The organism is Sporosarcina sp. Y1004 (assembly GCF_057669665.1).
In genome coordinates this window covers 130,541-156,424 of the sequence record NZ_JBYHFQ010000001.1, presented here as the reverse complement: position 1 = coordinate 156,424, position 25,884 = coordinate 130,541, and the positions used below count along the sequence as shown (strand labels likewise).

At 42.4% G+C, this 25,884-nt stretch carries 23 protein-coding genes, 1 pseudogene and 1 riboswitch; of the genes and pseudogenes, 17 read left to right on the top strand and 7 right to left on the bottom strand.

The window, feature by feature from the left end:
- Positions 1-31: 31 nt before the first annotated feature.
- Entirely contained in the window at positions 32-181 is a 150-nt protein-coding gene (locus AC25Y6_RS00880) for a hypothetical protein (protein WP_482101671.1), read from the bottom strand.
- Positions 182-531: 350 nt separating this feature from the next.
- A complete protein-coding gene (locus AC25Y6_RS00875; RefSeq protein WP_488141761.1) occupies positions 532-1,077 on the bottom strand; it encodes an ECF transporter S component in 546 nt (181 codons plus the stop codon).
- A gap of 348 nt (positions 1,078-1,425) precedes the next feature.
- Between AC25Y6_RS00875 and AC25Y6_RS00870 the strand changes: the two genes are divergently transcribed.
- Positions 1,426-2,334, top strand: a complete 909-nt coding sequence (locus tag AC25Y6_RS00870; RefSeq protein WP_488141760.1) for an alpha/beta hydrolase — start codon at positions 1,426-1,428, stop codon at positions 2,332-2,334.
- A gap of 80 nt (positions 2,335-2,414) precedes the next feature.
- Here the strand turns inward: AC25Y6_RS00870 and AC25Y6_RS00865 are convergent, their stop codons facing one another.
- The gene (locus AC25Y6_RS00865) at positions 2,415-3,074 is read right to left on the bottom strand and encodes a hypothetical protein (protein WP_482101668.1); all 660 of its coding nucleotides are present in this window, start codon (positions 3,072-3,074) and stop codon (positions 2,415-2,417) included.
- A 236-nt stretch (positions 3,075-3,310) separates the two neighbouring features.
- Between AC25Y6_RS00865 and AC25Y6_RS00860 the strand changes: the two genes are divergently transcribed.
- Positions 3,311-4,768, top strand: a complete 1,458-nt coding sequence (locus tag AC25Y6_RS00860) for a protein adenylyltransferase SelO (RefSeq protein ID WP_482101667.1) — start codon at positions 3,311-3,313, stop codon at positions 4,766-4,768.
- A gap of 111 nt (positions 4,769-4,879) precedes the next feature.
- Here AC25Y6_RS00860 and AC25Y6_RS00855 read toward each other — a convergent pair whose 3' ends face one another.
- Positions 4,880-6,070, bottom strand: a complete 1,191-nt coding sequence (locus AC25Y6_RS00855; protein WP_482101666.1) for a coenzyme F420-0:L-glutamate ligase — start codon at positions 6,068-6,070, stop codon at positions 4,880-4,882.
- Positions 6,071-6,190: 120 nt separating this feature from the next.
- Here AC25Y6_RS00855 and AC25Y6_RS00850 point away from each other — a divergent pair, with 120 nt between their 5' ends.
- Positions 6,191-7,081, top strand: a complete 891-nt coding sequence (locus tag AC25Y6_RS00850) for a LysR family transcriptional regulator (protein WP_488139968.1) — start codon at positions 6,191-6,193, stop codon at positions 7,079-7,081.
- A 242-nt stretch (positions 7,082-7,323) separates the two neighbouring features.
- On the opposite strand, the gene AC25Y6_RS00845 is transcribed toward AC25Y6_RS00850, so the two are convergent.
- Positions 7,324-8,145, bottom strand: coding sequence for a cytochrome c oxidase assembly protein (locus AC25Y6_RS00845; RefSeq protein WP_488141759.1), 822 nt, complete (start codon positions 8,143-8,145; stop codon positions 7,324-7,326).
- The gene (locus tag AC25Y6_RS00840; RefSeq protein WP_482101663.1) at positions 8,135-8,644 is read right to left on the bottom strand and encodes a DUF2243 domain-containing protein; all 510 of its coding nucleotides are present in this window, start codon (positions 8,642-8,644) and stop codon (positions 8,135-8,137) included. The genes AC25Y6_RS00845 and AC25Y6_RS00840 overlap by 11 nt, the downstream gene beginning before the upstream one ends.
- 621 nt (positions 8,645-9,265) lie before the next feature.
- On the opposite strand from AC25Y6_RS00840, the gene AC25Y6_RS00835 reads away from it, so the two are divergent.
- The 6 genes from AC25Y6_RS00835 to cdaS all read left to right on the top strand — a co-directional run bounded on the left by AC25Y6_RS00835 (position 9,266) and on the right by cdaS (position 18,064).
- Positions 9,266-10,051: an SDR family oxidoreductase gene (locus tag AC25Y6_RS00835; protein WP_482104770.1), complete on the top strand. Its 786-nt coding sequence runs from the start codon at positions 9,266-9,268 to the stop codon at positions 10,049-10,051.
- A 332-nt stretch (positions 10,052-10,383) separates the two neighbouring features.
- The gene (locus AC25Y6_RS00830) at positions 10,384-13,047 is read left to right on the top strand and encodes a DEAD/DEAH box helicase family protein (protein WP_488141758.1); all 2,664 of its coding nucleotides are present in this window, start codon (positions 10,384-10,386) and stop codon (positions 13,045-13,047) included.
- Between the two features lie 74 nt (positions 13,048-13,121).
- Positions 13,122-14,039, top strand: coding sequence for an HPr(Ser) kinase/phosphatase (gene hprK / locus AC25Y6_RS00825; RefSeq protein ID WP_482104768.1), 918 nt, complete (start codon positions 13,122-13,124; stop codon positions 14,037-14,039).
- A gap of 727 nt (positions 14,040-14,766) precedes the next feature.
- Positions 14,767-16,002, top strand: coding sequence for an Alp7A family actin-like protein (locus tag AC25Y6_RS00820; protein WP_488141757.1), 1,236 nt, complete (start codon positions 14,767-14,769; stop codon positions 16,000-16,002).
- 11 nt (positions 16,003-16,013) lie between these two features.
- Positions 16,014-16,541 carry a hypothetical protein gene (locus AC25Y6_RS00815; protein ID WP_482101658.1) on the top strand — a complete coding sequence of 176 codons (528 nt, stop codon included), beginning with the start codon at positions 16,014-16,016 and terminating at the stop codon, positions 16,539-16,541.
- Between the two features lie 896 nt (positions 16,542-17,437).
- Complete coding sequence (cdaS, locus tag AC25Y6_RS00810) at positions 17,438-18,064, top strand: sporulation-specific diadenylate cyclase CdaS (RefSeq protein ID WP_488141845.1); 627 nt, start codon at positions 17,438-17,440, stop codon at positions 18,062-18,064.
- Between the two features lie 81 nt (positions 18,065-18,145).
- Here cdaS and AC25Y6_RS00805 read toward each other — a convergent pair whose 3' ends face one another.
- Entirely contained in the window at positions 18,146-18,706 is a 561-nt protein-coding gene (locus AC25Y6_RS00805) for an NADPH-dependent FMN reductase (RefSeq protein WP_482101657.1), read from the bottom strand.
- Positions 18,707-19,234: 528 nt separating this feature from the next.
- Between AC25Y6_RS00805 and AC25Y6_RS00800 the strand changes: the two genes are divergently transcribed.
- The 8 genes and pseudogenes from AC25Y6_RS00800 (at position 19,235) to wrbA (ending at position 25,784) form a co-directional block, all read left to right on the top strand.
- Complete coding sequence (locus tag AC25Y6_RS00800; RefSeq protein ID WP_488141756.1) at positions 19,235-19,810, top strand: histidine phosphatase family protein; 576 nt, start codon at positions 19,235-19,237, stop codon at positions 19,808-19,810.
- A gap of 340 nt (positions 19,811-20,150) precedes the next feature.
- Positions 20,151-20,257, top strand: a riboswitch (TPP riboswitch).
- Positions 20,258-20,336: 79 nt separating this feature from the next.
- Positions 20,337-21,167 (top strand): bifunctional hydroxymethylpyrimidine kinase/phosphomethylpyrimidine kinase, encoded by an 831-nt coding sequence (gene thiD, locus AC25Y6_RS00795; protein ID WP_488141755.1) that lies wholly within the window; start codon positions 20,337-20,339, stop codon positions 21,165-21,167.
- On the top strand, positions 21,160-21,819 hold the full coding sequence (gene thiE, locus AC25Y6_RS00790; RefSeq protein WP_488141754.1) for a thiamine phosphate synthase: 660 nt from the start codon (positions 21,160-21,162) through the stop codon (positions 21,817-21,819). Before thiD ends, thiE begins: the two co-directional genes overlap by 8 nt.
- A 54-nt stretch (positions 21,820-21,873) precedes the next feature.
- Entirely contained in the window at positions 21,874-23,076 is a 1,203-nt protein-coding gene (locus AC25Y6_RS00785; protein ID WP_488141753.1) for a DUF3238 domain-containing protein, read from the top strand.
- 196 nt (positions 23,077-23,272) lie between these two features.
- A pseudogene (locus tag AC25Y6_RS00780) lies at positions 23,273-23,647 on the top strand (amino acid ABC transporter permease); the annotation flags it as partial.
- Complete coding sequence (locus tag AC25Y6_RS00775; RefSeq protein WP_482101650.1) at positions 23,644-24,372, top strand: amino acid ABC transporter ATP-binding protein; 729 nt, start codon at positions 23,644-23,646, stop codon at positions 24,370-24,372. The pseudogene AC25Y6_RS00780 and the gene AC25Y6_RS00775, both read left to right, overlap by 4 nt.
- Positions 24,373-24,477: 105 nt before the next feature.
- Positions 24,478-25,095 carry an alpha/beta hydrolase gene (locus AC25Y6_RS00770; RefSeq protein WP_482101649.1) on the top strand — a complete coding sequence of 206 codons (618 nt, stop codon included), beginning with the start codon at positions 24,478-24,480 and terminating at the stop codon, positions 25,093-25,095.
- 74 nt (positions 25,096-25,169) lie between these two features.
- Positions 25,170-25,784 (top strand): NAD(P)H:quinone oxidoreductase, encoded by a 615-nt coding sequence (gene wrbA, locus AC25Y6_RS00765; RefSeq protein ID WP_482104758.1) that lies wholly within the window; start codon positions 25,170-25,172, stop codon positions 25,782-25,784.
- The last annotated feature ends 100 nt before the right edge of the window (positions 25,785-25,884 follow it).

Below are 25,884 nucleotides of genomic sequence, written 5' to 3'. Positions count from 1 at the left end.
CTGTCACACATATGGTGAACAGGCACTGTTTTTATCGTTTTCTTTTGTTTTTCTTACCATCTAAATTTAGAAATTCGCTCTCGCTTGCAAACTCTACATCGTTTTTCGGCTTGGTATCGTATTTAGCGGCGTTTCGTTGTTTCCCTTTATCCTTATTCTTGTTTTTGTTTTCCTCTGACATAACATGAACCTCCTTTTGTAGAATGATTTCATCCTTTCTATTGTGTCCAAGGAGAAGCAATTTATGTCAGGGTGATGAAAATGAGTGCGCTCTTAGTCTTGCAAATAAATGCATTGTTCCTATTGAGTCAATTTCATAATAGAGGAAATTAGAATAAAATCCGTAGAAGGTTGATTGTAACGAGAGGCGGACGCTTTCCGCGGGCACGGCTTCAATCTCCTCGTCACTGCGTTCCTGCGGGGCTTTCAGCCAGGGAAGAGTGAACTTCTTTCTCTTCCTAGCTTTTCCCGCTGGAGTCGCCGCCTTCCGTTACAATCAACGGAACTCATCAATGCAAACGAATAATTAATTCATTTGAAAACTGAAACTTTTTTCAGCAAAACACATACTGGAATGGCTACAATAATCCCTACAATATTTTGAACCAGGTTTCCGGGAATGGAAGCAAGTGGTATCATCCAGTTGCCGAAAAGAATCCTTTCACAAACGTAATAAACGCCCAACATAAAGGGAATTGAAGCGATTGTGGCTAGTAGATTGAAAGGAATACTTTTTCCTCTGCGGCTCAACGACCAAGCAATTGTCCCAACAATATATCCTTGCAACCCACGAGCCACAATGGTAAATGGTGCCCACAATGTCCAACCAGACACTAAGTCAAATAACCCCATACCGATAGCGCCAGCGAGTGCCGCTTTTTTAGGGCCAAAAAGAATTGCTACAATAAAGAGCATAGCTGTTCCGAGATGAACTAGTCCACCATTTGCCGCAATAGGTAGTCTGATATTTAAAGTGAGGGTTGCAACGAATACGAGTGCAATTAACATTGCTGTTATTACCATATCAAAAGTGCGTGATTTTGAATAACTTGTTGTAGTCGATAGTGATGTTCTCATAGTCATAAAGCATCCCTTTCTTAGTGAAATCATTTTTGTATTCATAACTTTAGCAAATATCTGGACTATTTAAAAGTATCAATTTAGTGTGAAACGTAGGGGTCAGTTTCGTGGGTAGATTGAAAAATATGATTTTTGAATTAGATTGAGATGCTGTTTAATTTTAAATACTATAGTTCGAAACGCTTTGGGAATTTGTGTAATCTTAGTGATTTCGTCCAATTCTATCTGTTTTTCTACTATAATAGTCATAGGTCTCATGCATGCGCGGGGACAGAAAAGAAAAGGAGACTGAGTAAAATTCGAATTAATTGGAAGAAACTACTTTTTCTTATTGCGACTGTCTTCTTGCTGTTCCAACTCATTGGTAGCTTTTTTTTCTATGAGTTAGCAGTCAAGCGGGGACCGAAAGAGTTCTTGCAGAAGAATTCAGATTTAGAAGTGTCGGATCAGACAATGGACCTTTTTTTGAATGGCGATTGGATAGACTGGACGTCTGCTCAAAAATTTGAACGCCTTACGTTACCATCACGCGACGGACTAGAACTGTCAGGCTACTATTTGCCCGCATCCCAGCCAACAGATAAATTGGTTATTTTAACACATGGCTATTTAGGTAACGCGAAGCAAATGGGGCTATTTGGGCAGTATTATCATAAAGATTTGGGCTACAATCTTTTTATGCCTGATGCACGAGGGCATGGAAAGAGTGAGGGTGATTATTACGGATTCGGCTGGCCGGATCGGCTCGATTTAATTGATTGGACAGAAACATTGGTGGAAAAGCTTGGATCTGGCACTGAAGTGGCCTACCATGGTCTATCGATGGGCGCAGCAACGGTCTTGATGGCTAGTGGAGAAGAAGGGCTTCCCCGACAAGTCAAGGCCATTATAGCGGACAGTCCATATGCATCTGTCTATCAATTATTCGCGTACCAAATGAACCGAATGTTTCACCTGCCGGCTCTCCCATTGTTAGACAGCACCAGTGCTTTAACAAAAATCAGGGCTGGTTATTCATTCAGGGAGGCAAGTGCGTTGAAAGAAGTGGAGAAAACGGATGTCCCAATTCTGTATATCCACGGGAAAGGTGATACGTTCGTTCCTACGGAAATGACACAGGATTTGTATCAGAATACGTCAAGTGATGCAGAACTCTTCCTTGTCCCGGAAGCGAACCACGGGGAATCCTTTGCACTCGCCGAAGACAACTACAAAGAGAAAGTAGATCAGTTTTTGGATCGTACGATTAACTAGTTTCTTGAACAAATGATAAAACAGGCATTAGGAGAGATTTCCTAATGCCTGTTTATGTGGTTGCGTATTTTCTTTAAGCTTTACAGATTTTCATAAGAAGCCATCTTATCCATATTACTCGCAACCAAAGCAATGAGTGTGCTCGCTTCTTCTTTTGTAAAGACGAAGCTGCTTTCTTCTTTATGAAGCTCGTTGCCTTCTGACCAGAAGCGCTTGACCCTTCGGAGAACGCCATTGCCAGTAGCATTGACTACGCCGAATTGATGCGTTACTTCTATTTCATCTTCAATTTGGAAAGCGGTGACTTCAGGTGTTTCCCATTCGACGCTCAGTTCCTCAAACTCTGTATCAGTAATTTCACCCACGTAGTATTCTCCGCCATCTACTGCGTCTAAAACAAACTCCTCGTCGAGATCATCTAGATCATCATCGGTCATGAAATCATGGAAGATATCATGAACAGCGTCAATTATATCCTCAATGTCAGTAAGAATAATTCTCGTTGGCTGCTCGAATTCAAAGTCAAAAGTTTCCACGTAAAACTCTGCATTATGTGGGTCAAAATGAAGGGTACAGAAGTATTCATTTTCGCCGTCCTCCGTTTCGACAAAAAATTCGATACGTGGATGTTTGGCGCTTTGGTCAATCGCCATATGACCGACTTGATCATATTTTTCGCAAATTGAATTTAAGTGATCATGAAGCTCACTGGTTACTCTGTTAAACCATTCCATCGACATGCTTAAGTCGCCCCTTTACTTTTTTCTTCATTCAATCGTATCTTTTCCTAATTCGTGTATTTTATCAAAAAAAGTTTTGGCCATCGTAGAAGTTATTTTTCATGAGTAGTTTTCGCTGCAAAGGGAAAGGTATTATATATGTTAACAAGCAAGGGAATAGGACACAGTATTATGAAATTTCCTCGATTTGATGGATACTGATATAAAGATAGACTTAAAAAAAGGAGCAATTATACATGAGTATAGAAACAGGATGGAACTTAGATAACAGTTATGCCCGTTTGCCGAATGCGTTGTTCACTAGCATCAATCCAACTCCAGTACGCGCACCGAAGATGATCAAACTTAATGATTCATTAGCACAAGCAATGGGTTTAAACGTTCAGGCGTTGAAAAGCGAAGAGGGTGTAGCGGTGCTTGCTGGAAATGAGATTCCCGAAGGTGCATCTCCTCTTGCTCAAGCGTATGCGGGGCATCAATTTGGACATTTTAACATGTTGGGGGACGGTCGGGCTATACTGTTGGGCGAGCAAATTCTTTCTCAAGGTGAAAGGGTTGATGTTCAGCTTAAGGGCTCAGGTAGAACGCCGTACTCACGTGGAGGCGATGGACGGGCAGGAGTTGGACCGATGCTGCGCGAATACATCATTAGCGAAGCCATGTATGCGCTGGGTATTCCTACGACCCGTAGTCTGGCGGTGGTGACGTCTGCTGAATCAATCATCCGTGAAACCGAGCTGCCTGGTGCAGTTCTGACCCGAGTGGCCGCCAGTCACCTGCGTGTCGGTACCTTCCAATACGTTGCAAAATGGGGAACGATTGATGAATTACGGATTCTGGCTGACTATACACTCAAGCGTCATTACGCGGACATTGAAGCGGATGAGGACCGATACCTTTCATTGTTTCAGGAAGTCATGAAGCGGCAAGCAGAGCTCATTGCTAAATGGCAACTGGTCGGCTTTATCCACGGGGTAATGAACACGGATAATATGACCATTAGCGGAGAAACCATCGATTATGGGCCTTGCGCTTTCATGGATATCTATGACCCCGCTACGGTGTTCAGTTCCATTGATAGGCAAGGTCGCTATGCTTACAGTAATCAGCCATTAATTGCTGGATGGAATCTTGCACGATTTGCTGAAACCCTCTTGCCACTATTGCATGACAACCAGGAGAGGGCTGTTGAACTTGCCCAAGATGAGATTTCAAGTTTTACTGAGTTGTATCACGCTCATTGGCTCGCAGGTATGAGAGCGAAACTGGGGCTATTTGACGAAGAAACGCAGGATGAAGAACTGATTAATGACTTACTCAGTATGATGGAAAAGCATCAGGCGGATTATACGAATACCTTCCGCGCATTTACTTTAGATAAGCCGGAAGATACAGTCCTGTTTGGAACCCCGGACTTTGCTCAATGGTTTGAGCGCTGGCAGGCGAGGATAAGCGGACAGCAACAATCGAAAGTCGATTCGAAACAGCTGATGAAGAACAGTAATCCTGCATTAATTCCACGGAACCACCGAGTCGAAGCAGCACTGAAGGCCGCAGTGGAACAAGAAGACTATAGCGTGATGGAAAAGCTTTTGAATGTGCTTTCAAACCCTTACGAGTACTCCGATGAACAAGCTGAATTCTCTACATTGCCGGATACGACGGCACCTTATCAAACCTATTGCGGTACTTGATAGAAAAGCGTTGGAGGAATGTAATTTTCAGTGCTTTGCTCAATGCCCCGAAAGGAAATAAAAAACAAGCAATGCCAAAGAAAAATGGCATTGCTTGTTTTTGAGATAAGGTTATTTTGTAAAGTTATCGAAATAACCTTGGATGAAGACAATCGGTGTCCCTTTATCGCCGCTGCCTGATGTTAAATCAGACAGAGAGCCGATAAGGTCAGTCAGTCTTCTAGGCGTTGTGCCTTGTGATTCCATCGACCCCACAAGATCCTCGTCTTTGTTATCGATGAAGTCAGAGATTGCTTGTTTAAGGTCATCTCCTCTTAAGTGGGCAAAGTTATTATCTGCAAGGTATTTTAATTTTATTTCATTTGGCGTGCCCTTCAGGCCTGCTGTGTAAGCGGGTGATACAACTGGATCTGCAAGTTCCCATATCATACCGATTGGGTCTTTGAATGCGCCATCGCCGTAAACCATGACTTCTACATTTTTACCAGTCTTTTCTTTGAGAGTTTTCTGTATGTTATCAACGACAGGCTGGCAATTACGTGGGAATAGTTTTACGCCGTCTTCAGTAGATTTATTGGACCCTAACAGGCCATATTTTTCATTATATCCACTGCCGTCGATGGACTCGGATAATATGTTATCCAGGCTATAAATTTTTTCTACACCATTGGCTTGTAGTATCTTTTTCGTTCTGAATCTCGTGTGGATATCACACGTAAGAACACTTTTTGTATACGACAGAATGGTTTTAGGGTTATTTGAGAATATAACTTCACATTCCACGCCGTATTCGGCAATTAACGATTTATAGTAATCAATATAATCGACACCCGTAAAAGCATGGTTAATATATCCGAAATGATCGCGGAATTGTTTTTCTGTTAAGACATCTGTCCAAGGATTAACTCCTTTTTCATCTAATAAGTCTATGTCTACTAAGTGATTACCAACTTCATCAGATGGATAGCTGAGCATTAAAACAATTTTTTTAGCGCCTTTTGCAATACCGCTAAGACAGACTGCAAAACGATTTCGGCTTAAGATAGGAAACACTACGCCAATTGTATCATCACCAAATTTTGAGCTAATATCTTTAGCGATGTGATCAATCGTCGCGTAATTCCCTTGAGCACGTGCAACGATAGACTCTGTTATCGTGACGATGTCTTTATCATTTATGGCAAAGCCTTCAACTTCTGAAGCTTTTAGCACGCTATCTACAACGATTTCTTCTATATTGTCCCCTCGATTAACAATCGGGCAACGAAGACCTCTAACAACTGTTCCCACTACTCTTCCCAATAGTATCGCTCCTCGTGTCGCTTTAGTGTATTTTGAAATTCTTATCTACTTGTACTATACAACGTTTTAATGGTATAAGTAAAATGAATATATGTAATGATAGGTATAAGAGGTGCTTATATGGTTAGTAAGTTGGATTTATATAAAGTATTTTGTATGGTCGGCAAAAGTGAAAGTTTTTCTAAAGCAGCAAAAGGTCTATATATGACGCAGCCCGCTGTCAGTCAAGCGATCATGCAGTTGGAGAGAGAATTGGACACGCGCCTTTTCAATAGATCGCCTAAAGGGGTCTCTTTAACAGATGAGGGTAGCCTTCTTTTTGAATATGTAAATTCGGCGATTCATTTAATTGAAACTGGTGAAGAAAAAATGTTGGAATTTAAAAACCTAACGACGGGGGAATTAAAGATTGGTGTTGGTGATACGATTTCAAGGTATTTTTTACTGCCTTATTTAGAGTATTTCCATAAAAGGTATTCAAATATCAAGTTAAAAATTGTAAATGGCACAACATTTGAACTTTGTTCGATCTTGAAATCAGGTGGGGTAGATATTGCGATTTGTAACCTACCCATTATAGACCCTTCGCTAGAACTAAGACCCTGGTTTGAAATTCAAGATACGTTTGTTTACGGGGAGAGGTTCCAGAAAATATTATCCAATCCCGTCAGCCTGGAAGAAGTGGCAAAACTGCCATTAATATTACTTGAACGAAAATCAAATTCCCGGAAGTATGTTGAGGATTATATGATATCGAAAGGGATAAAAGTGTCCCCGGAAATTGAGTTAGGCTCTCATGATTTGTTATTGGAGTTTGCTAAAATAAATCTAGGGATCGCTTGTGTGACCAAAGAGTTTTCCGAAGAGTATTTAGCGAAAGGTTTGGTACATGAAGTACAACTCATTGAAAAAATACCTAAGAGAAGTATCGGTGTATGCTATTTGAAAAGTGTGCCGCTATCATCAGCCTCAACAAAGTTTGTTGAGATATTGGAAAAGAAACAGGTGTAACCTGGTTTACTCAATTATTCTTTCAAGGCTCAAGTCAGAGCCTCTAAACCACTACGAAAAAGACTAAGCAATGAGCCTAGTCCTCCCGCCACACTCATTGAATCTAGCTTAGTTGAGGAGTACAGTTACCAAAATGCCCAGCATTATGCCAACGATGATAGTGCCTGCAAAAATCATCCCCCGTTTCAAAGCTTCATCCTCTCTTTTACCTAATAGTTAAGTTTATTAGGCAAGCTCTGAATTTATACTTTAACCTTTTGATGTTTATGGCTGACAAAGATTTCTGCGCCTTTTCGTGGACGAACAGATTTATACCAGTGCCTGAATAGGATGAAAATGAGTAGCAGATCGACCGCGTCCCCACCGTAATACATCAGTAGGGCTCCATTCCTAGCTTGTTCTCCTGGAACGCCTTCCGGTGGGTAGGCGTAGATGAACTTGGACAGGATGCCATGACCAGCGAGGGCTAGGACAAAGACGACTGTTCTATATCGGAAACTTGAACGGTGAGAAACTGGATCTATGTATAATAAAGAAACTGTAAATAAATATCCGGCAATGAATACGTGAATGTGCACAACGACGTGGAGAAAAAGGTTTGCATGCATAACAGTATATAAATTGGTTGTATAAAGGAGCCATAACCCACCAATATTCAAGATGGAGGCGGTGATGGGGTGGGTGAAGAAACGGATCGGATGACGTTGTAACAGCCGGTTCAGTTTTCTTGCGGAATGGACATTGAGTGTGCGCAGCAGCAATGTCATGGGTGCAGCGAGTGCGATGAGCAGCGGAGCGAGCATGCCGAGAAGCAAGTGACCCACCATATGTGTCGTGAAATCGGAGTGGGATTGACGAGAGAGTGGACCGACCACTGCGGCTGCAGCGAATAGTACACCTGTAACAAAAGAAATCGTGCGTAACCAAGGCCATTTACGAAGGCGTATCCGTCGGTTGGTTGCCAAAACAGCCTCGATGTAAAATCCAACCGCAAGCAATGCCGGAATTCCAAAAAACAAATCGGTAAAGAGAAAGAAAGCGTGATTGCTCGGTTCATGATGCATGGGAAATCACTCCTATTGCTTTACGCTGATCGCGTTTAGCTTGGATGATTAGGACGATGCCGATGATAATCATAATAGCTGCGGAAATATTCCATACAAGGTCATACGGTAAAATAGTTACATTGTATCGGATTTGGTGGATGCGCATGATCTTATGCTGGATTGTTCCATCATATAGTTGGAAAGCCCCCGCGCCAAGAAGTTTTCCTCCCCACCACATCTTATGCCACAGTGCATGACGCCTTCTTAGATCGGCAACCAGGAATAGCCCCCCAACGGTCGCGAACCAGCTAAATGCGTGAAATAGCCCATCTGAAACAAGACCGACCGCGACAGTCGATTTGTCGTAAAATTTATGCCAATGGAGCAGTTGGTGGAACAAGGTTTCGTCAAGAAAAGCAACAAATCCTAATCCAAACAAGATACCCGACCAGAGATTTCGGCGTGCAAACGTTTCTCTGTTCGTCAAATACTCTTGATTGTTCTGTGTATTTTTCATAATCTCTACCTCCATCTGTACTAGTCCGTGTTCCCCCCAAGTATGACCGCAAAGGGACAATGGTAAACGGGGAAGATGGTTGTGAATCGGAGTATACACTTTGCTACTCCTTTTTCGCGCCTGCGCTCGGAAGCTCATTACCGACAGAGTTGTAGTTTTGGAAATGTAAAGACTGAGATTATAATGTAATCACTATTTGATTCTAGTTTTATTCAAGATAGACGCACTACAGGCTGCAGATTTAATCCTTGATAACGAAATGCGCTTTCCTCCTACACAGACTATCCACAAAGCCTCGAAGTGGTATTAGCAGGATTCTTGGTTCTTTCCGTGTATTGCGCCTGTTGATAAGTGTATTCAATCGTTTTATCCACAATAATGAAATGCACTTTCAACCATCCACAATGTGCATAAGTGATATTGACAGGATTTCTGATTCTGCCCATGCAATTGTTTAAATGGATATGTGCTAGGGAATAGATACTAGATAACGGGACAAAGAAAGTGTTAGTAACTTGGTGTTATTCCTTGCTTCTGATGAGAGTGCGTATATCACAGGTATGGGAAGTCTGATAAAGAAATTGAACGATTAACGAGCCAAATTCGAGAGGGGAATTCATAATGAGTAATCGATTCGATGGTAAAGTAATTTTAATTACAGGTGCAGGTTCAGGTTTAGGTCGTGTATCTGCCTTACAAGTGGTAAAAGAGGGAGCTAATGTTTCATTAGTTGACTTAAATAGCGAAGGGTTAGAGGAAACAAAAAAACTAGCGCTAGAAGTATCTTCAAAAGCAGAAGTGCTTTTAATCACTGCAAACGTCGCAGATGAAGATTCCGTTAAGAATTATGTAGATGAAACAGTTAAGAAGTTTGGTCGAATTGATGGTTTCTTCAATAATGCAGGGATTGAAGGCAAACAAAACCTGACAGAAGATTACGGTAGCGATGAGTTCCAGAAAGTCATTAGTGTTAACTTAAATGGTGTATTTTTCGGGATGAAATATGTGCTAGCCGTTATGAAAAAACAAGGATCTGGTTCTATTGTAAACACAGCGTCTGTTGGTGGGATTCGTGGTGTTGGTAATCAATCAGGATACTCAGCAAGTAAGCATGGCGTTGTAGGATTAACAAGAAACTCTGGTATTGAATACGGACAGTTCGGCATTAGCATAAATGCGATTGCACCTGGTGCGATTATGACGCCAATGGTTGAAGCGTCATTGAAACAATTAGGCGGCGACAATTGGGAAGAAGCAGGTAAAGAGTTTGTCAGTGTAAACCCTATGAAACGTTTCGGGAAACCTGCAGAAGTAGGGTATTTAGTTGCCTTCTTACTTTCGGACCAAGCTACATTTATTAACGCAACTGTAATTCCTATCGACGGTGGTCAATCTTATAAATACTAATTGAATTCAAAGAGAGTGCCTTGTTATGTTTGAAAGGCTATGAATTCAGTCGCAATACATCCGAATCAAAAATGAAGTTAGGGGGATATCCGATTAGTGGATATCCCTTTTTGTTATATGAAATCTGTCATTCAAAACAACGGCTGCCAAAAGGGACGCTGTTTTGAATGCCACAAAAAAAGATTCGAAATTTCGAGACTACTATATAGGCTTCTTTCGGTAAAGCTTTTCGCTAACAAGTGAGAAAAGATGGTGTTCATTTGGTATAATTTGTGTAACAGTAAAATGAACAAGTTATGAAGAACCAGCCAAATCGAAAGGGGGAGTGAAGCATGAAACGGTTTCCGGAAGGCATTCAATTCTGCTATGAGTGGCGTTCCTATCAGAGACGCATATTGAACGAACTGGAAAGTCATCTAGTGAATAGGAATCTGCATCTTGTGGCGCCGCCGGGATCTGGAAAAACGGTCCTCGGTCTTGAGGTTATGCTTCGGCTGGATCGCCCGACCTTGATTGTTGCGCCGACCTTGGCCATTCGGGCGCAGTGGATGGAGCGATTCACAGAGCTTTTCCTTGGAGACGAACCGCCTGATTGGATGTCTACTAATTTAAAGGAACCTGCATTTGTTACGGTGACGACCTATCAATCGTTACATAGCCTAATCTCTGGACGTGAAGAAATAATAGATAATGGTGAAGAACAGACTGACGATGAACTACTAGAAGACCCCATGACCGGAAGTGGTGAGGAGCTAATCCGTAAACTGGATCAGATTGGCTTTGGCACACTTATATTGGATGAAGCCCACCATCTTCGCACATCATGGTGGAGGACCATGATGGACGTGAAGAAGAGGCTTGGTGAACCTGTTGTCGTCGCGCTAACTGCCACACCACCTTACGATGTGGGGGCTTCAGAGTGGCAGCGTTATGTCGCATTGTGCGGACCGATTGATCTGGAAATTTCGGTACCTGAGCTTGTAAAAGCGTCAGAACTTTGTCCACACCAGGATTTCATTCATTATTCAATTCCTCAAATGGATGAAATGAAGCGTATTCTTACGTTTCGTGACGATGTGGATAAGTTCATCGAGCAATTAATCGAGGATAAAGAATTTGTGATGTATCTCGAACAACATCCGTGGATAGCAGAACCTGAAGCACATGTTGAGCAGATTTTGTCCAGTCCAGGTGTTTTCTCCAGTATGCTTTTGTTCTTAAAAAATAACAATTCACAAGCGTATGCCCATGCCCTCCCTATCATTGGGATGAAAGATGAGCAAATGCCGGAGTTGTCGCTTCCTTGGCTTGAAGAGTTGCTCACGGGCTTGCTATTTCATATGGATGATAAAAACGTCATTTTAAAAGACATACGAAAACGTCAAACGCGTATCGGAGCGGTGGAACGTCGGAAAGTCGTACTCCTTTCAAACGCGTCCATAAAGAGAGGGTTAATACATAGTGCATCAAAATTGAAGAGTATAGAAGAAATTGTGAAGGCAGAGAAAGCGCTTCTCGGCGAACAGCTCCGCATGGTTATTTTGACAGATTACATTCGAATTGCGGATATGCCGTTAAAAAAAGGGGATGAGCTTCCATTTGCTCGCCTTGGTGTCGTACCGATTTTTGAAGTGCTGCGTAGAAACCTCGGTCCACTCATTAAGCCAGGTATCCTGACTGGCTCGATTGTCGTATTGCCGGTGAGTGCATGGTCCATATTTGAGGAGGAAGCAAATAACCGTGGGGTGACTGTCGTTGCATTACCACTTGAAGTTGATGCGTCCTTTATCCGAATTGAGGTGGGCTCGGCTGATCGACAACAGATGGTTGCGATAATGACTGAAGTTCTCAAAAGGGGCGGCGTGGATGTGCTAACCGGGACGGCCGCTCTCCTTGGAGAAGGATGGGACGCACCCTGCATAAATTCACTTATTTTAGCCTCTAATGTAGGTTCTTTCATGCTGTCCAACCAAATGCGCGGACGTGCGATTCGAACAGATCGAAATGATCCCGCTAAAACGTCTTCCATCTGGCATCTGGTCTGTGTAGATAGGAGTGATACAGGCGGAGGAGCAGATTATGATAATCTAACTCGGAGATTTCAATCCTTAATTGGCATAGGAGCAAAGCGCGATATTATCGAAACGGGCATTGCTCGACTGGAGATTGGGGCTCCTCCAGGTACAATGGAAAGCGTTAACATATTAAATCGTGAAATGACTCAACGCGCGGGCAAACGAGACACTTTTTTCGTCCGTTGGCAAAGAGCCATCGATGGAGGCCGTGAAATGACCGAGGAAATCGTGGCAGATAAACAATCCTTACCGCGTCCATATTATCTGGATAACACGTTGAGAGGTCTTTTGTGGATCACGGGCTTTATCGCTTTAGAAGCAGTAGTTGATTTCAGCAATCTTTTCCGAAATCTTGGTGCCTTTTCGTTCGGTGAAGGAATGGCGATTGCGACAGTACTCGGCCTCCTTTTCGCAGCACCTTCTTTCTATAAAACGGTGAAGTTGTATAGCAAGCACCCTTCCGTTGAAGCGAGCATGAAAGAGATTGCGGAAACTGTCTATGCATCCATGCTTCATGCAGGTGCTGTTAAAACACCTCTCCATAAGAATATGATTAGAGTGACGCGAGACGGCGCAGGAACATACACATGCTGGCTTGAAGAAGGGACGACACATGAGAAGACGATCTTCATGACTGCATTGAAGGAGTTTCTTGAACCCATTGAGAATCCACGATACATTCTAATACGTAAGGCAGGAAAGCTTTGGAAGAGGTCTGATTATCATGCTATCCCACAAATAATCGGACAAAAGAAAGAATATGTTAGCTATTTCTTGGAAGAATGGGAACGACGGGTTGGAAAGTCTGACTTCATCTACACCAGAACTGTCGAGGGTCGTCTCAAACTGCTGGAAGCGAGGTTGAAGGCGTTATCCAGTTCGTTCATACCGAAAGTAGAACGGACCAGTGGATGGCGGTAAGAAGACATAAAGTCGATTTAAGGAGAAGCGCCAAATGGTAGTGTAGTAAGAAGAATGTAAAATGGAGGCTGTTCATGAGAATAATAACGATTGAAGAGATAGTTAATACATTTTCATTAGAAGTGTTGAGCGGACAGGACCAATTGCATCGTATTATTAAAAAGTCTAAAGTACGTCGGCCGGGATTAGAATTTATGGATAAATTTGATTTCATCGCAACTGGTTATGTACAAATTTTAGGGAAAAATGAGATAAATTATCTGCATACGCTAACCATTGAGGAATGTAAGCTCAGGATTGGGAATATTGTTCAATACGCGCCTCCTTGCATTATTATCACGTCAAAGCAGGAAGAGCCATTAGGTCTGATTCAGTACTGTACGGAAGAAAAGATCCCTGTGTTGCGCACACGTGATTCCACGGGGGAGCTGAGCGCGAAGATGGATGGATATGTTGTGAAAGCAATGGCTCCGGAGATAGCGATTCATGGCGTTTGTGTCAATGTATCAGGGATAGGTGTTCTGCTACGTGGCAATTCGGGTGTAGGGAAGAGTGAAACAGCGCATACGCTAATAGGTCGGGGACATCGGTTGGTAGCGGACGATATTGTCGTGCTGAAAAAGCTGAGTCCACAAACTTTGCTTGGTACACATGATGACAATAACAAAGAATTCCTTGCATTGCGTAGTATTGGTTTGTTAAATGTTGTGCGCTTATATGGAAGAGCAGCTTTTCAAGAAGAGACACGAATTTCACTAGATATTGAATTGATCAAATGGAAGGGGAGTGACTTGAATAACGAATTGGAATTGGAAGAGAAGTTCGTAGAATACATGGACGTTCAAATCCCTCACATTCAAATCCAACTTCAGCCAGGTCGAGATATCTCGGGTCTAATTGAAGCGGCAGCGAATAACTGGTATTTAAAACAGCAAGGTTATAGCGCGGCGGAAGAGTTCATGAAACGGATTGAATCGGATATCGAAAAATGACAGGTACTTGTGTAAAAACAATCGTGAATGTTTGAACAATCACGATTGTTTTTTTGTATTTTGCAAAGGTGTATTGGCAGTGCAGATTGACAGAGGCTATTAGAGACGCTTTAACGTAGTTTTAGAGAGTTCGTAGAGATTCATATGATTTTTAGTAGAGAGGCACGTTAAAGAGGGTCCTGGGAGGTCGTTTTTGCTGACAAAGTGATTGATTCACTCCAATATTGATAAGGAATCCATGCGAAATCCACATATGTGCGTAATATAGCAGTTTAACTTCATTCAGTATAAATCATTTACTTTTATGAGTTATAAGGTAAATGTGAATAAAGCCCCAATCTAGTTAATATTTAAGTAGCAATCAAGCAAAGGATTGATTGATTTTTGAACCGCATGGTAGGGAGGGGGAGTGTGAAGTAGCTTACCCTGAAAATGCAATAAGTCTTGTATGCATTAATAGTTATGTTGTACACGTCAATAGTATCATTGTACACAATAGCGTATACAAGGGTAAACAATAATGTATACGTGTATACAAACGAGTACACATCCACAAGATACAAGTGTTTACAAAAGAAGAATAGAAGTATACTCAAATGTATACAGGTTTACATGGGTGTTTACAATATTACAATTGTATGTTAAATGGTAAAGTGGGATTGACCTGTCTCTGAAATTCAGATACTATTTTAGTAGTAAGATATGTTTTATAGAAGGGATGATTTAATTGACAGAATCTCGCATTGCAGCAATTGACGTAGGAAATGATTCATTGAAAGCAATTTTCGGTAAGGTAGAACTAGAACTCAATATTCCTAATGTAATTGCACAGGATATTGCAGATCGTCCAATCATCGGAATTGAAGAACTCGACAACCAAGAGCCTGCTGATGGCATTCATATTCGTTTGCACTCGCCAACATTACATGATAATAACGCTATTTATCGGGTCGGGAATTTAGCGACGAAAAGTGGTAACTCTACAGAGTTGGACCCGGGAAGTAACAAATCCGAAGAAGATCAAACCTTGGTCATGATGTTCGCGGCACTTGCATTAGATGCAGCGCGTGACGAGAATAAAGCCATTTTCAAGCGCAATAATAATGTTATCGAAGCTACGTATACTCTTGGCACAGGTCTTCCACTTAGGGAAGTAAAAGAAGGGAAAGATGTTGGCTATCGTTCTCAACTGCTTGGCTCTATTCACCAGGTGGAGTTTTTAGTTACACCTAAATACCAAGGCCTAAAGGTTAATATTAAGTTTGATGAAGTGAAAGTCTATCCAGAAGGTTTTGCGGCGTTTATCAACCTTGTAATGGATAATGATTTAAATATCATTAATAAAGAACTAATTGATAAGCAACTTCTAATTCAAGATATCGGGGGCCTCTCAACAGATGTGGCAGTCATTAAAAACCGTAAAGTAGATGATGATAAAGCACAAGGATTCAACCTAGGCGTATCAGAGTCACTAGATGCAATCCGGGAAGAAATCTATGCTAGACATGGCGTAGAGTTGGATAGCCGATTAGATGTAGTGGACATTATTACGAAGAAAAATGACCGCAATCACATTATGGTAAAAGGAAGCCGGACAAGTGTGCATGACATTGTTGACCGTATTCTTATGGATTTAGCGAAAAAACAATACCGTCATTTGCGTAATGTATGGGCAAGAAACTCGCAATCAGAGATTTGTTATTTTATCGGCGGAGGTTCTATTGTACTTAAAGACTATCTAAAAACATTGAATAATAGTTTGGATGGCTTTAACATCGATTTCTTTGAAGATGAAAAAGAAAGCGTTTGGATGATGGCTAATGCCTATTACAAGCTAATTTCAGACTTCGCTAGAAAGAATCAAAAAGTTCAACCACAACAAACACAACAACAACAACAACAACAACAACAACAACAACAACAACAACGGAAAGCCGAAGAAAAGTTCGTTAAAACAAAATAGGGTGAGAGTGCATGAGTGAAACAGGATTAAAAAGGGGTCAGCCCATTACATTTCGTATCCCGTCCGATACATCTGACCACACATTAAAGCAATTGCAAAAGTTGAAAGAAGTTGAACGAAGAAACTTTTCCAGCAAAATTGCTGAATTTGTGATAGATGGTGTGAATGATTCTCTTGTAAAGCACAGGGAAACCATCGTCATTCCGCTGCCAAAAGGATTAACTAAAGCGCAACGGGATTGGCTCAAACATGAACATTCTGAAGCGTTGCTTGGAAGTATTGTTTATCAGCTGTTGTCCGATCCAAACCGTACAGCTGCCCTCTTTGCTTCGCTTAACAGTAATGCATTAGAGGTGGATGATGCTTTATATCTCCAAGAAGAAACGGTCATTGAAGAGAAGTTCTTCATAAATAATGATGCGGATGACGATTTGGACAACTTTGACTGGGAATCGTTAAAACAAACGCAAAGCACGCCTGTCGAAGAGGAAGAAGAGCTAGATCCTCTTGCTGACTTCCTTGCTCAAATGAATAAGTAACAAGTCTTTAAAGGTCGCCTGTTCTCCTTATGTGGAGAGTAGGCGGCCTGTTTTGTATCTACATAGATGGATTAGAGATCCCGTTAATACCGCTTCGTCGCTTTGTGGATGCCTCCCGCGATAAGCCGGAAAGGAGAGCACTTTCAGTCTTATCGCTCCGGCTACCACGAAGACGCGCCTTCGCTGGATAGTCCATGTAAGAAAGTGCATTTCGTTATTAGGGATGAGAATTGCAACCTGTAGTGGCGTAAACCGAGTGAATGCATTTAACAACAGTATCAATAAATGGAATGAATCAGAGATCCTGCTAATACCACTTCGTTGCTTTGTAGATGCCTCTCGCGATAAGCCGGAAAGAAGACCAGGGGGGATTGAACTGCATCCCTCTATCAGTCTTATCGCTTCGGCTACCACGAAGTCGCGCCTTCGTTGTAGGATCTATATAAGAAGGCACATTTCGAAGTCGGAGAGGAGATTTGCAATCTGAAGTGTATCTTTCTTCAATGAAATTAGTATCTAATAGTACTCACATTATATCTCAGTCCATACATCTAAAAATCACTCACTCAATAATAAGCACCCCAGCGCAGGCGCGGCAAAGGGGTAGCCGAAGCCCTGAGACTGGATGCGAAGCGTTAATCCAGGCTCAGGGCCAGAGGCATCCCAAAAGCGCCAAGCGGTCTACGACCCATACTTCGAATCACAACTCTCTCAATATCAATTTTCATTACTTTTCCCGGGAAATTTTGAATGCGAATAATAGAAGAAATACAGTAAAAGCGTATCCTACGGGGATGTAATGCTGGAATTGGGGTAAACTATGCTACTAAACAAAAAACAAATGGAGTAGATGGAGTTTGACAAAAACGCTATCAAATGAAACGAGGTGTATTAACATAGACCAAATAAATTGTGACTTTACCCCACTGAAAGAACAATTAATAAAGGGGCTAGAGAATGTTTTGGTTCAAGTTAATCATGGAATAAAAACATTGAAAAGTGATGACTATTGTCTATTAGGAAAACTTGCTGATATTAAAGGGGAGTTTGAAAAAGCGGAAGCTGTTGCTGCATCTTTTTATCTAAATTGTTATTTGTCACCATATACTGACAAGTACTTAGCGATATCTACTAGCATTCAACGCCTTTCAAACCAAAGACATGGTGCATTGATTGTGATTGAGCGAGAGAATCACTTGGATTCTTTCATACGCTCTGGAACGCCCATCGGTGCTACATTGACTCACTCTCTATTGGAATCTCTCTTTTATCCGGGAAATCCTCTTCACGACGGCGCTGTATTGGTTCGTAATAATCAAATTTTTTCTGCCGCAAATGTTTTGCCTTTATCAAACATAGTTGTCGGTGAAAAAAAGCTAGGTACACGTCATCGGGCTGCGATTGGTTTATCCGAAGTAAGCGATGCTTTAGTGTTGGTAGTTTCCGAAGAGACAGGGAAAGTTTCTTTTGCTATAAATGGAGAAATTCATCCTATTATTACTTCAAGCGCACTATTCGTATAATTTCGGGGAAATGAATTTAGTGAGTTAAAATGAAAAAAGGTGTGAAAGGATGAGTAGTCATCCTTTCACACCTTTTGACTATTAAGAACGTAAAGTTTTTAAAGCGCCGCTCCAAGCAAGAACTTGGTCAAGCATTGTGTTAGCGTTACCAGCATGGTAGTCAGCAGGTTTGAACACGCTCATGTCTTCGAAATCTGACATTAGTGAGAATGTAACTGCCGTACGTACGTCAGCAACTTGTAGCTCACCTAAGATTAGACGAAGGTTTTCGTGTGCACGCGTACCACCTAAGCTACCATATCCAACAAACCCAGCTGCTTTGTTGTTCAATTCTGGGTTCAAGTAGTCAAGTGCATTTTTAAGTGCTCCACCGATTGCGTGATTGTATTCAGGAGTTACGAAAATATAGCCGTCGAAAGAAGCCATTTTTTCTGACCATGCTTTAATTTGAGTTTCAGCATCAGGTTGTGCGTTTGCTGAGCCCAAAAGTGGAAGGTTATAATTTGCAAGATCCACAATTTCATATTCTGCGTCATTGCGTTTTTGTGCAAATTCGTTCATCCATTTTGCAACAGCATCACCATTACGACCTACACGTACACTACCTTGAACAATACCGATTTTTAGTTTTGCGTTAGTCATTGTTATTTCCTCCTCATTATTCTTGCCAAATAGTTTATTGAAAAAACCCATTACTTACACCGCCATTACTATTCTTTGTTGGAAAATGTGAATGAAACACGAATATCTGCAATTGGATTACATCAGAAGATCAACCAATTTGAATTTACTGTGCTACCATTCCGTTCTTAATTTGATGCGTACTTCGCCATGACGGGACTTATGTAATTCTCTGAGAAGTGAAAAGTTCAATTTAAATATAGTATCTCCAACTTAATTTAAATTGAAAGTCCTTCTATGATGTAAATGAATTGTATAGTCACCTAAAGCTAGAATCCAAAATAATTAATTGGAAAGTGGTTCCAAGAAAGTTATATAAGAGGTGCTATCTTGAATTCGAGATAATTTAAGCTTAAGCCCTTTAAACTTATTTGTCTACATATCTGCTTTGCTAGCTAAATGAGTCGTTTTGTAATTGCATGATACCTGAAATGTTTCCTTTTCAGACTACGAGGGAAAATAGAATAGTATGTAAGGGGGGAATCAGAAATGGGGAAAACGATATATGTTGTGCGCCATTGCTCAGCCGAAGGGCAGGAACCGGAGGCGGATTTGACTGCAGAGGGCATATTACAAGCGGGGCATCTTGCAGACTTCTTCGATGAAATTGAAGTGGATCGGATTATTACGAGCCCATTTAAGCGTGCACGTGAAACAGCCAAGCCTCTAATGGAAAAGAAAGGTTTGTATGTCGAGGTTGATAGCAGACTGAAGGAGAGGGTGTTGAGTTCGACTGCGTTTAGGGATTGGTTGATAAAACTCGAGGATACCTTTTTGGACCTTCACCTAAAATATGATAATGGGGAATCTTCAAGAGAGGCTATGTCGCGGATATGCGATGTAATTGATGAACTAGGTGAGGAATCAAAAACGGTGCTCGTAACGCACGGGAATTTGATGGCATTGTTGTTAAGATGCCATGATGAACACTTTGGTTTTGAAAAGTGGCAAGCACTAACCAATCCAGATGTCTACGTCGTTCACATTAATGACGAAGCCACAACCGTGGAACGACTTTGGAGTAACAAAAGCGGAGGTCGCCTGCAAGACGCGACAAGCACATGACAAGACTGCGAAGCGGCGCACTATGTCCTGTCTAGCGATGAAAAAACAGGCCGATGGAGTCTTGGCCTGTTTGGTAGTTTGATATATTAACCCATTGTAAGACTAGTAACAATGACTAGTGCGATAATAACGAGTGCCCCAAAAAAACTGAACCACATGGATCGGTCGGGATTATTCGGTCTGCTGTCTGCTTTATGCATACAAATGCGCCTTCTTTCGATATTGTATTTTTAATTATACTCTTCCTGGTCTATTAAAGAAGTAAACACGCTCCTAAATAATATACTTATCAGTCTTCTTAGAGCGGGTATGGTACACTAAATACAAAGCTGAATAGTTCAACAACCACTGGGGGAGCCTTTTTTAAGGCTGAGACGTGCATGGATGCGCGGACCCTTGGAACCTGATCCGGATTATACCGGCGTAGGAAAGTGGGTACGCCTTTTAGCACTATGTAAATGGCCAGCCGCTTCCTAACGTCATCGGAAAGCGGCTTTTTAATATATATAAAAGGATGGCGAATTGAATGGTACAAGTGGCATTGACGATTGCGGGATCGGATAGTGGTGGCGGTGCGGGTATTCAAGCGGACTTGAAGACGTTTCAGGAATTGGGTGTTTTCGGTACGTCAGCACTTACAGCAGTTACCGCGCAAAACACTTTTGGCGTTTCGGCGATTCAACCAATTGATTTGAACATCATTGAAGCGCAAATAAAGGCGGTAATGGAGGACTTCGAAGTCACAGCCATTAAGACGGGAATGTTATTTTCTTCAGAAATTATTCATACAGTGGCAGATGCTCTTCGTTTGAATAGAATTCCGCTGGTTATCGACCCGGTGATGATTGCAAAAGGCGGTGCTTCATTATTAAAAGATGAGGCGGTTATTGCATTAAAAACCGTTCTGGTACCGCTTGCGGCCATTGTAACGCCAAATATCCCGGAAGCGGAAGTAATTGCGGGAATGGAGATAAAGTCTGATGCGAATATGGAAGAAGCGGCGAAACGTATATTGGCTTTGGGTGCTCGTGCAGTCCTCATTAAAGGGGGGCACCGCAAAGAAGCGTTATTCGCGGAAGATTTGTTTATGGGAGCGGATGGAGAACGATTTTCAGTTCGCTCGCCTTGGGTAGATACGAAAGATACGCACGGAACGGGGTGCACCTATTCTGCTGCACTGACAGCTTTTCTCGCAAATGGGGAACCTGCTGCGAAGGCGGTGGTTTCTGCGAAATGTTTCATTCACGCGGCTATTGAAGATGGACTAGGAATTGGTGGAGGTCACGGCCCTACGAATCACTGGGCGTATGGGCGACGTGAAAAAAAGATACTTGAAGGGGTTGTAGTGAATGGATAAGCGGACTGTAAATCTCTATTTCATCATGGGAACTACGAATTTGGCAGGACTCGACCCACTGTTCTTATTGGAAGAGGCGCTAAAAGGTGGTATCACATGTTTTCAGTTACGTGAAAAGGGGCATGGTGCTTTACAGGGTGAAAAACTGAAGTCTTTTGCTATCTCGTGTAAGCAATTGTGCGGACAATATAATGTGCCGTTCATCGTCAATGATGATTTGGATCTGGCAATTGAGATAGATGCGGATGGCGTCCATCTTGGACAGGAAGACGGAGATGTTATTGCGGTGCGCAAGAGGGTCGGCGAAGGCATGCTCATCGGTGTTTCTACCCATAATGTGGAGGAGGCGCTAGCCGCATCTGATGCGGGGGCAAATTACATTGGCCTTGGTCCTGTTTATGAAACGACGTCGAAAAGTGATGCGCAACCTACCATTGGGGTTGAAATGGTAAGTGAAGTAGCAGCTCTTTTGCCTGGGTTACCTATCGTTGGTATTGGCGGTATTACAGAACGTAAGGCGGGTGCAGTTATTAAGGCAGGAGCGTCCGGTGTAGCAGTGATTTCTGCGATTTCGGGAGAAGAAGATCCTGCGGAAGCGGCAAGTCGAGTGAAAGGGGCAGTGCTTCTTTCATTAACTGGCATCGAAATGTGATGTTTAACCATGCGTAAAATACACCACACTTCTGAATAGGACGGAGGCGTGTTTATGAAAAAGAAAGCATTTGAGATACAATCCGTGTTGCATAAGCCAGATTTGATTTATTTCACATGGAATGATGTAGGTGGGACCTATAATGTCTATAAAGACGGATGCCATTTATATGAAGGAACCGTGCCTGAATTTAGCGACGGTGATTTCAAACATGGCAAACTATATAATTATTCCATTGAACGAGTCGAAGATGGAAATGTTGTCGACGTTATTGTATTGCAAACGCCTGCTTTTGCTGAAGAGAAGGAACTAGAAAATCCACTCCAATTCCTTATTATGACAACCATCGTTGCAAAAACGCAAATTGCGCTTTCTTGGGAAAGAATTAAAGATGTAGACGAATATGACGTTTACCGAAATGGAACATACATGGCGACGGTAAAGGGAAATCGCTATATCGACCGGGACTTTTCGTTGGATGAAGTTTATGTATATTCCATCGAGTCCAAGCGACCACTCGTGAAATCGGAAGAACGGTTTAATGTCTTTCAGTCCGTTGTTTCCTCTGCTTTCGGGTTAGTGAATCCGAAGTCGTCGAAGGAAGAAGCGGCGGTTGAAAGGTTTTCGGTAGTAAAAGTAATAGGCGAGGCGAATAAACTGCTACTCCCCGTCCAAGATCGAGTGCAGTTACCAAACGCGGATAAGTGGCATTTTAGATATACGACTTTTCTGGAAGACGAATGGGTGATGAATCCAAACCTGTTATCACGGAATCGGTATTTCAAGGGGGATGACAGAGGGTTTGACCCAAATGGGGATAGCTATCGTACCCGTGTGGACATCGACCTCGAGTACAATCTCAAGGACTCTCCGCTAACGTTCACGAGGGATGTGGGTCCTTCGGTTGCTTATTCTGTTTTGAAGCGCTTTCGAGAACAGGAAACAGCGTCTAGCGAAGGGATTTCATTGGAGCGTACAGACCACAAGAAAGGCGAGTCCGGATTCCATCTTACCCATGCTGTAGGCAATCCTTTAACGACAGCTCCTGATATCGATTATGAAGTACGTGCCGTTATGCGGCGGGATGGTATGTATGACTTATGTGGCTATCACGATCAGGCACCCAATCATGAAATCTATTTGATTCGCGGTGAAGGGGAAACGTGGGCACCGATTCATCAGGCCGAGAGTAAAGGTCTTGCTTGGATGTCGGGTGTAACGGCATGGCAATACTGGCGAATATCTAATTTTGAATAGTAAACACATGCCCGTTGATTAACTAAAAATAGCCAGTAAATAACGTGCACACATACTGGGCACTACTTGCAGAATTTCATTTGGATTGCTTTGAATTGAACAACTTCTATACGCTTATCGAGAGGTCTAAATAAGTAGGTATGCGACTTCGTCGCATCCCTACTTATTTTTTCGGTAATCTTATGGTGTCTGTTCATCCGTCGCATTGAATGCGGGTGCCTACTTCTCTGAAATTATTCGCGCGGGCATTCAGTCAATCGACAAAGGGCAGACGGAAGCAGCAAGGTCTCTCGGTCTCACACAAACGCAAACGATGCGTTCTGTTGTGTTACCGCAAGCTTTCAGAAGAATGTTGCCGACTATTACGAATCAGTCTATTATCAGTTTCAAAGATACTTCACTTCTGTCCATTATAGGAATTGCAGATATTGTACAGAAAGGGAAAGTACAGGCAAGTGCTACGTTCATGCACTTTGAAATCTGGCTGACAGTTGGTATCATATACTTCATCATCATCTATCTGTTGTCGCTGCTTGCCAGCTTCTTCGAAAGGAGGTTTGTGCTTAGATGACTATTATCCAAGTAACAAACTTAAAGAAATCATTCGGTGACCTTGAAGTACTGAAAGATATCAATGTTGAGATAAAGGAACGTGAAGTGGTCTGCGTTATCGGTCCTTCTGGTTCTGGAAAAAGTACATTTTTACGCTGTTTGAATCGTCTGGAAGACATCACTGCGGGTCGTGTTGTCATTGATGGATTAGATATCACAGATTCGAAGCAAGATATCAATAAAATACGTGAAAACGTCGGTATGGTATTCCAGCAATTTAACTTGTTCCCTCATATGACAACGCTTCAAAATATCATGCTTGCCCCCATGAAACTGGGTAAAGGTGATAAGAAATCGATTGAAAAGAAAGCATTAGAGTTATTGGCGAAAGTTGGTCTGTCCGATAAGGCGCAGACGTATCCAGGCGAGCTTTCAGGTGGTCAAAAGCAACGTGTGGCAATTGCTAGGGCGCTTGCAATGGATCCCAAAATCATGCTGTTCGATGAACCAACTTCTGCGCTCGATCCTGAAGTGGTTGGCGACGTACTCGCAGTTATGAAACAACTTGCTTTGGAAGGTATGACGATGATTGTTGTAACGCATGAGATGGGCTTTGCGCGTGAAGTAGGAGATCGTGTCATTTTCATGGACGGCGGTTATATCGTAGAAGAAAATATACCTGAAGAAATTTTCGGAAACCCTCAAGAAGTAAGGACGCAAGCATTTTTGAGTAAGGTACTGTAAGAATTCAGCTGAATAGAAAACAAGTGAATGGGAAAGCTTAATAGGCTTTCCTGTTTTTTTTTGCTTGAAAATCAGCGGTGTACATGGTGGAAGGAGTGGTGGATTTTGAAGCATATCTATAAGCCTGGGGAAGATTCATCTAAACCAGTCCTGCTTTTGTTGCACGGCACGGGAGGTACGGAACAGAATTTACTCGGACTTGCAGAGTCAATCGACCCGAATGCAGGGGTACTTGGCGTTCGAGGGAATGTCCTTGAAAACGGCATGCCCCGTTTCTTCCGTAGGTTAGCAGAAGGTGTATTTGATGAGCAAGATTTAATCTACCGTACGAATGAATTGCATGATTTTATTGACAAAGCTGCAAAGGAAAATGGTTTTGATAGGTTAAATGTCATCGCAGTTGGTTATTCGAATGGAGCAAACATCGCGGCAAGCCTGCTGTTCCATTATGCCGATTCTTTGAGAGGTGCAATTCTTCACCACCCGATGGTTCCGAGACGGGGCATTAATTTGCCTGACTTAACTGGCATTCCGGTATTCATCACCGCCGGAAAAAACGATCCGATTTGTCCTGCAAAGGAATCAGAAGAACTGGATGAACTGTTGGCGGGAGCGGGTGCAGCGACGGAAGTCCATTGGGAGATGAACGACCATTCGCTGACGCACACAGAAGTGGATGCAGCGGTGGAATGGTATAAAAGAGCTTTTGTGCAAATGAAATGAGGCTTTTGAAATGGGTTTTTTAGACATGTTATTCGAAAAAGCCAACTACAATAACGACAGAGGAGACGGTAACTATGACGAAAACGGCAATCGTATACTATAGCATGGGTGGTACGAACTACCAATTGGCGCAATGGGCAGCAGAAGCAGCAAAAGAAGCAGGATCTGAAGTGAAAGTGATAAAAGCTCCGGAGACAGCGCCACAAGCCGTAATCGATTCAAATCCTGGGTGGAAAGCGCATGTTGAAGCGACAAAAGATGTTCCAGTTGCTACGCCAGAAGACCTTGCCTGGGCGGATGCAATTATTTTTAGCGTACCGACACGTTTCGGTAACATGCCGGGTCAAATGAAGAACTTCTTCGATACGACAGGCGGTTTGTGGGCACAAGGCAAGCTTGCCAATAAAGCAGTAAGCGCAATGTCTTCCGCACAAAACCCGCACGGTGGCCAGGAGGCGACAATTCTGTCACTATACACGACGATGTACCACTGGGGAGCAATTGTTGCGGCGCCTGGTTACACGGATGCAGTTGCCTACGGAGCTGGCGGAAACCCATATGGAACAAGCGTAACCGTCGACCAAGACGGAAAAATGGTGGATGGCGAAGCGGCGATCAAAGCGGCAGTTGCTCATCAAGCGAGACGAACGGTGCAAGTTGGAGAAGCGATGAAAAGCATGAACGCATAATACAAAAAGCCGACCTTCGATGAACTACACTCCAAATATTAGGTGGTGTAGTTCATTAATAGGTCGGCTTTTTTGTGTTTGAAAATTCTTTTGTTTTCAT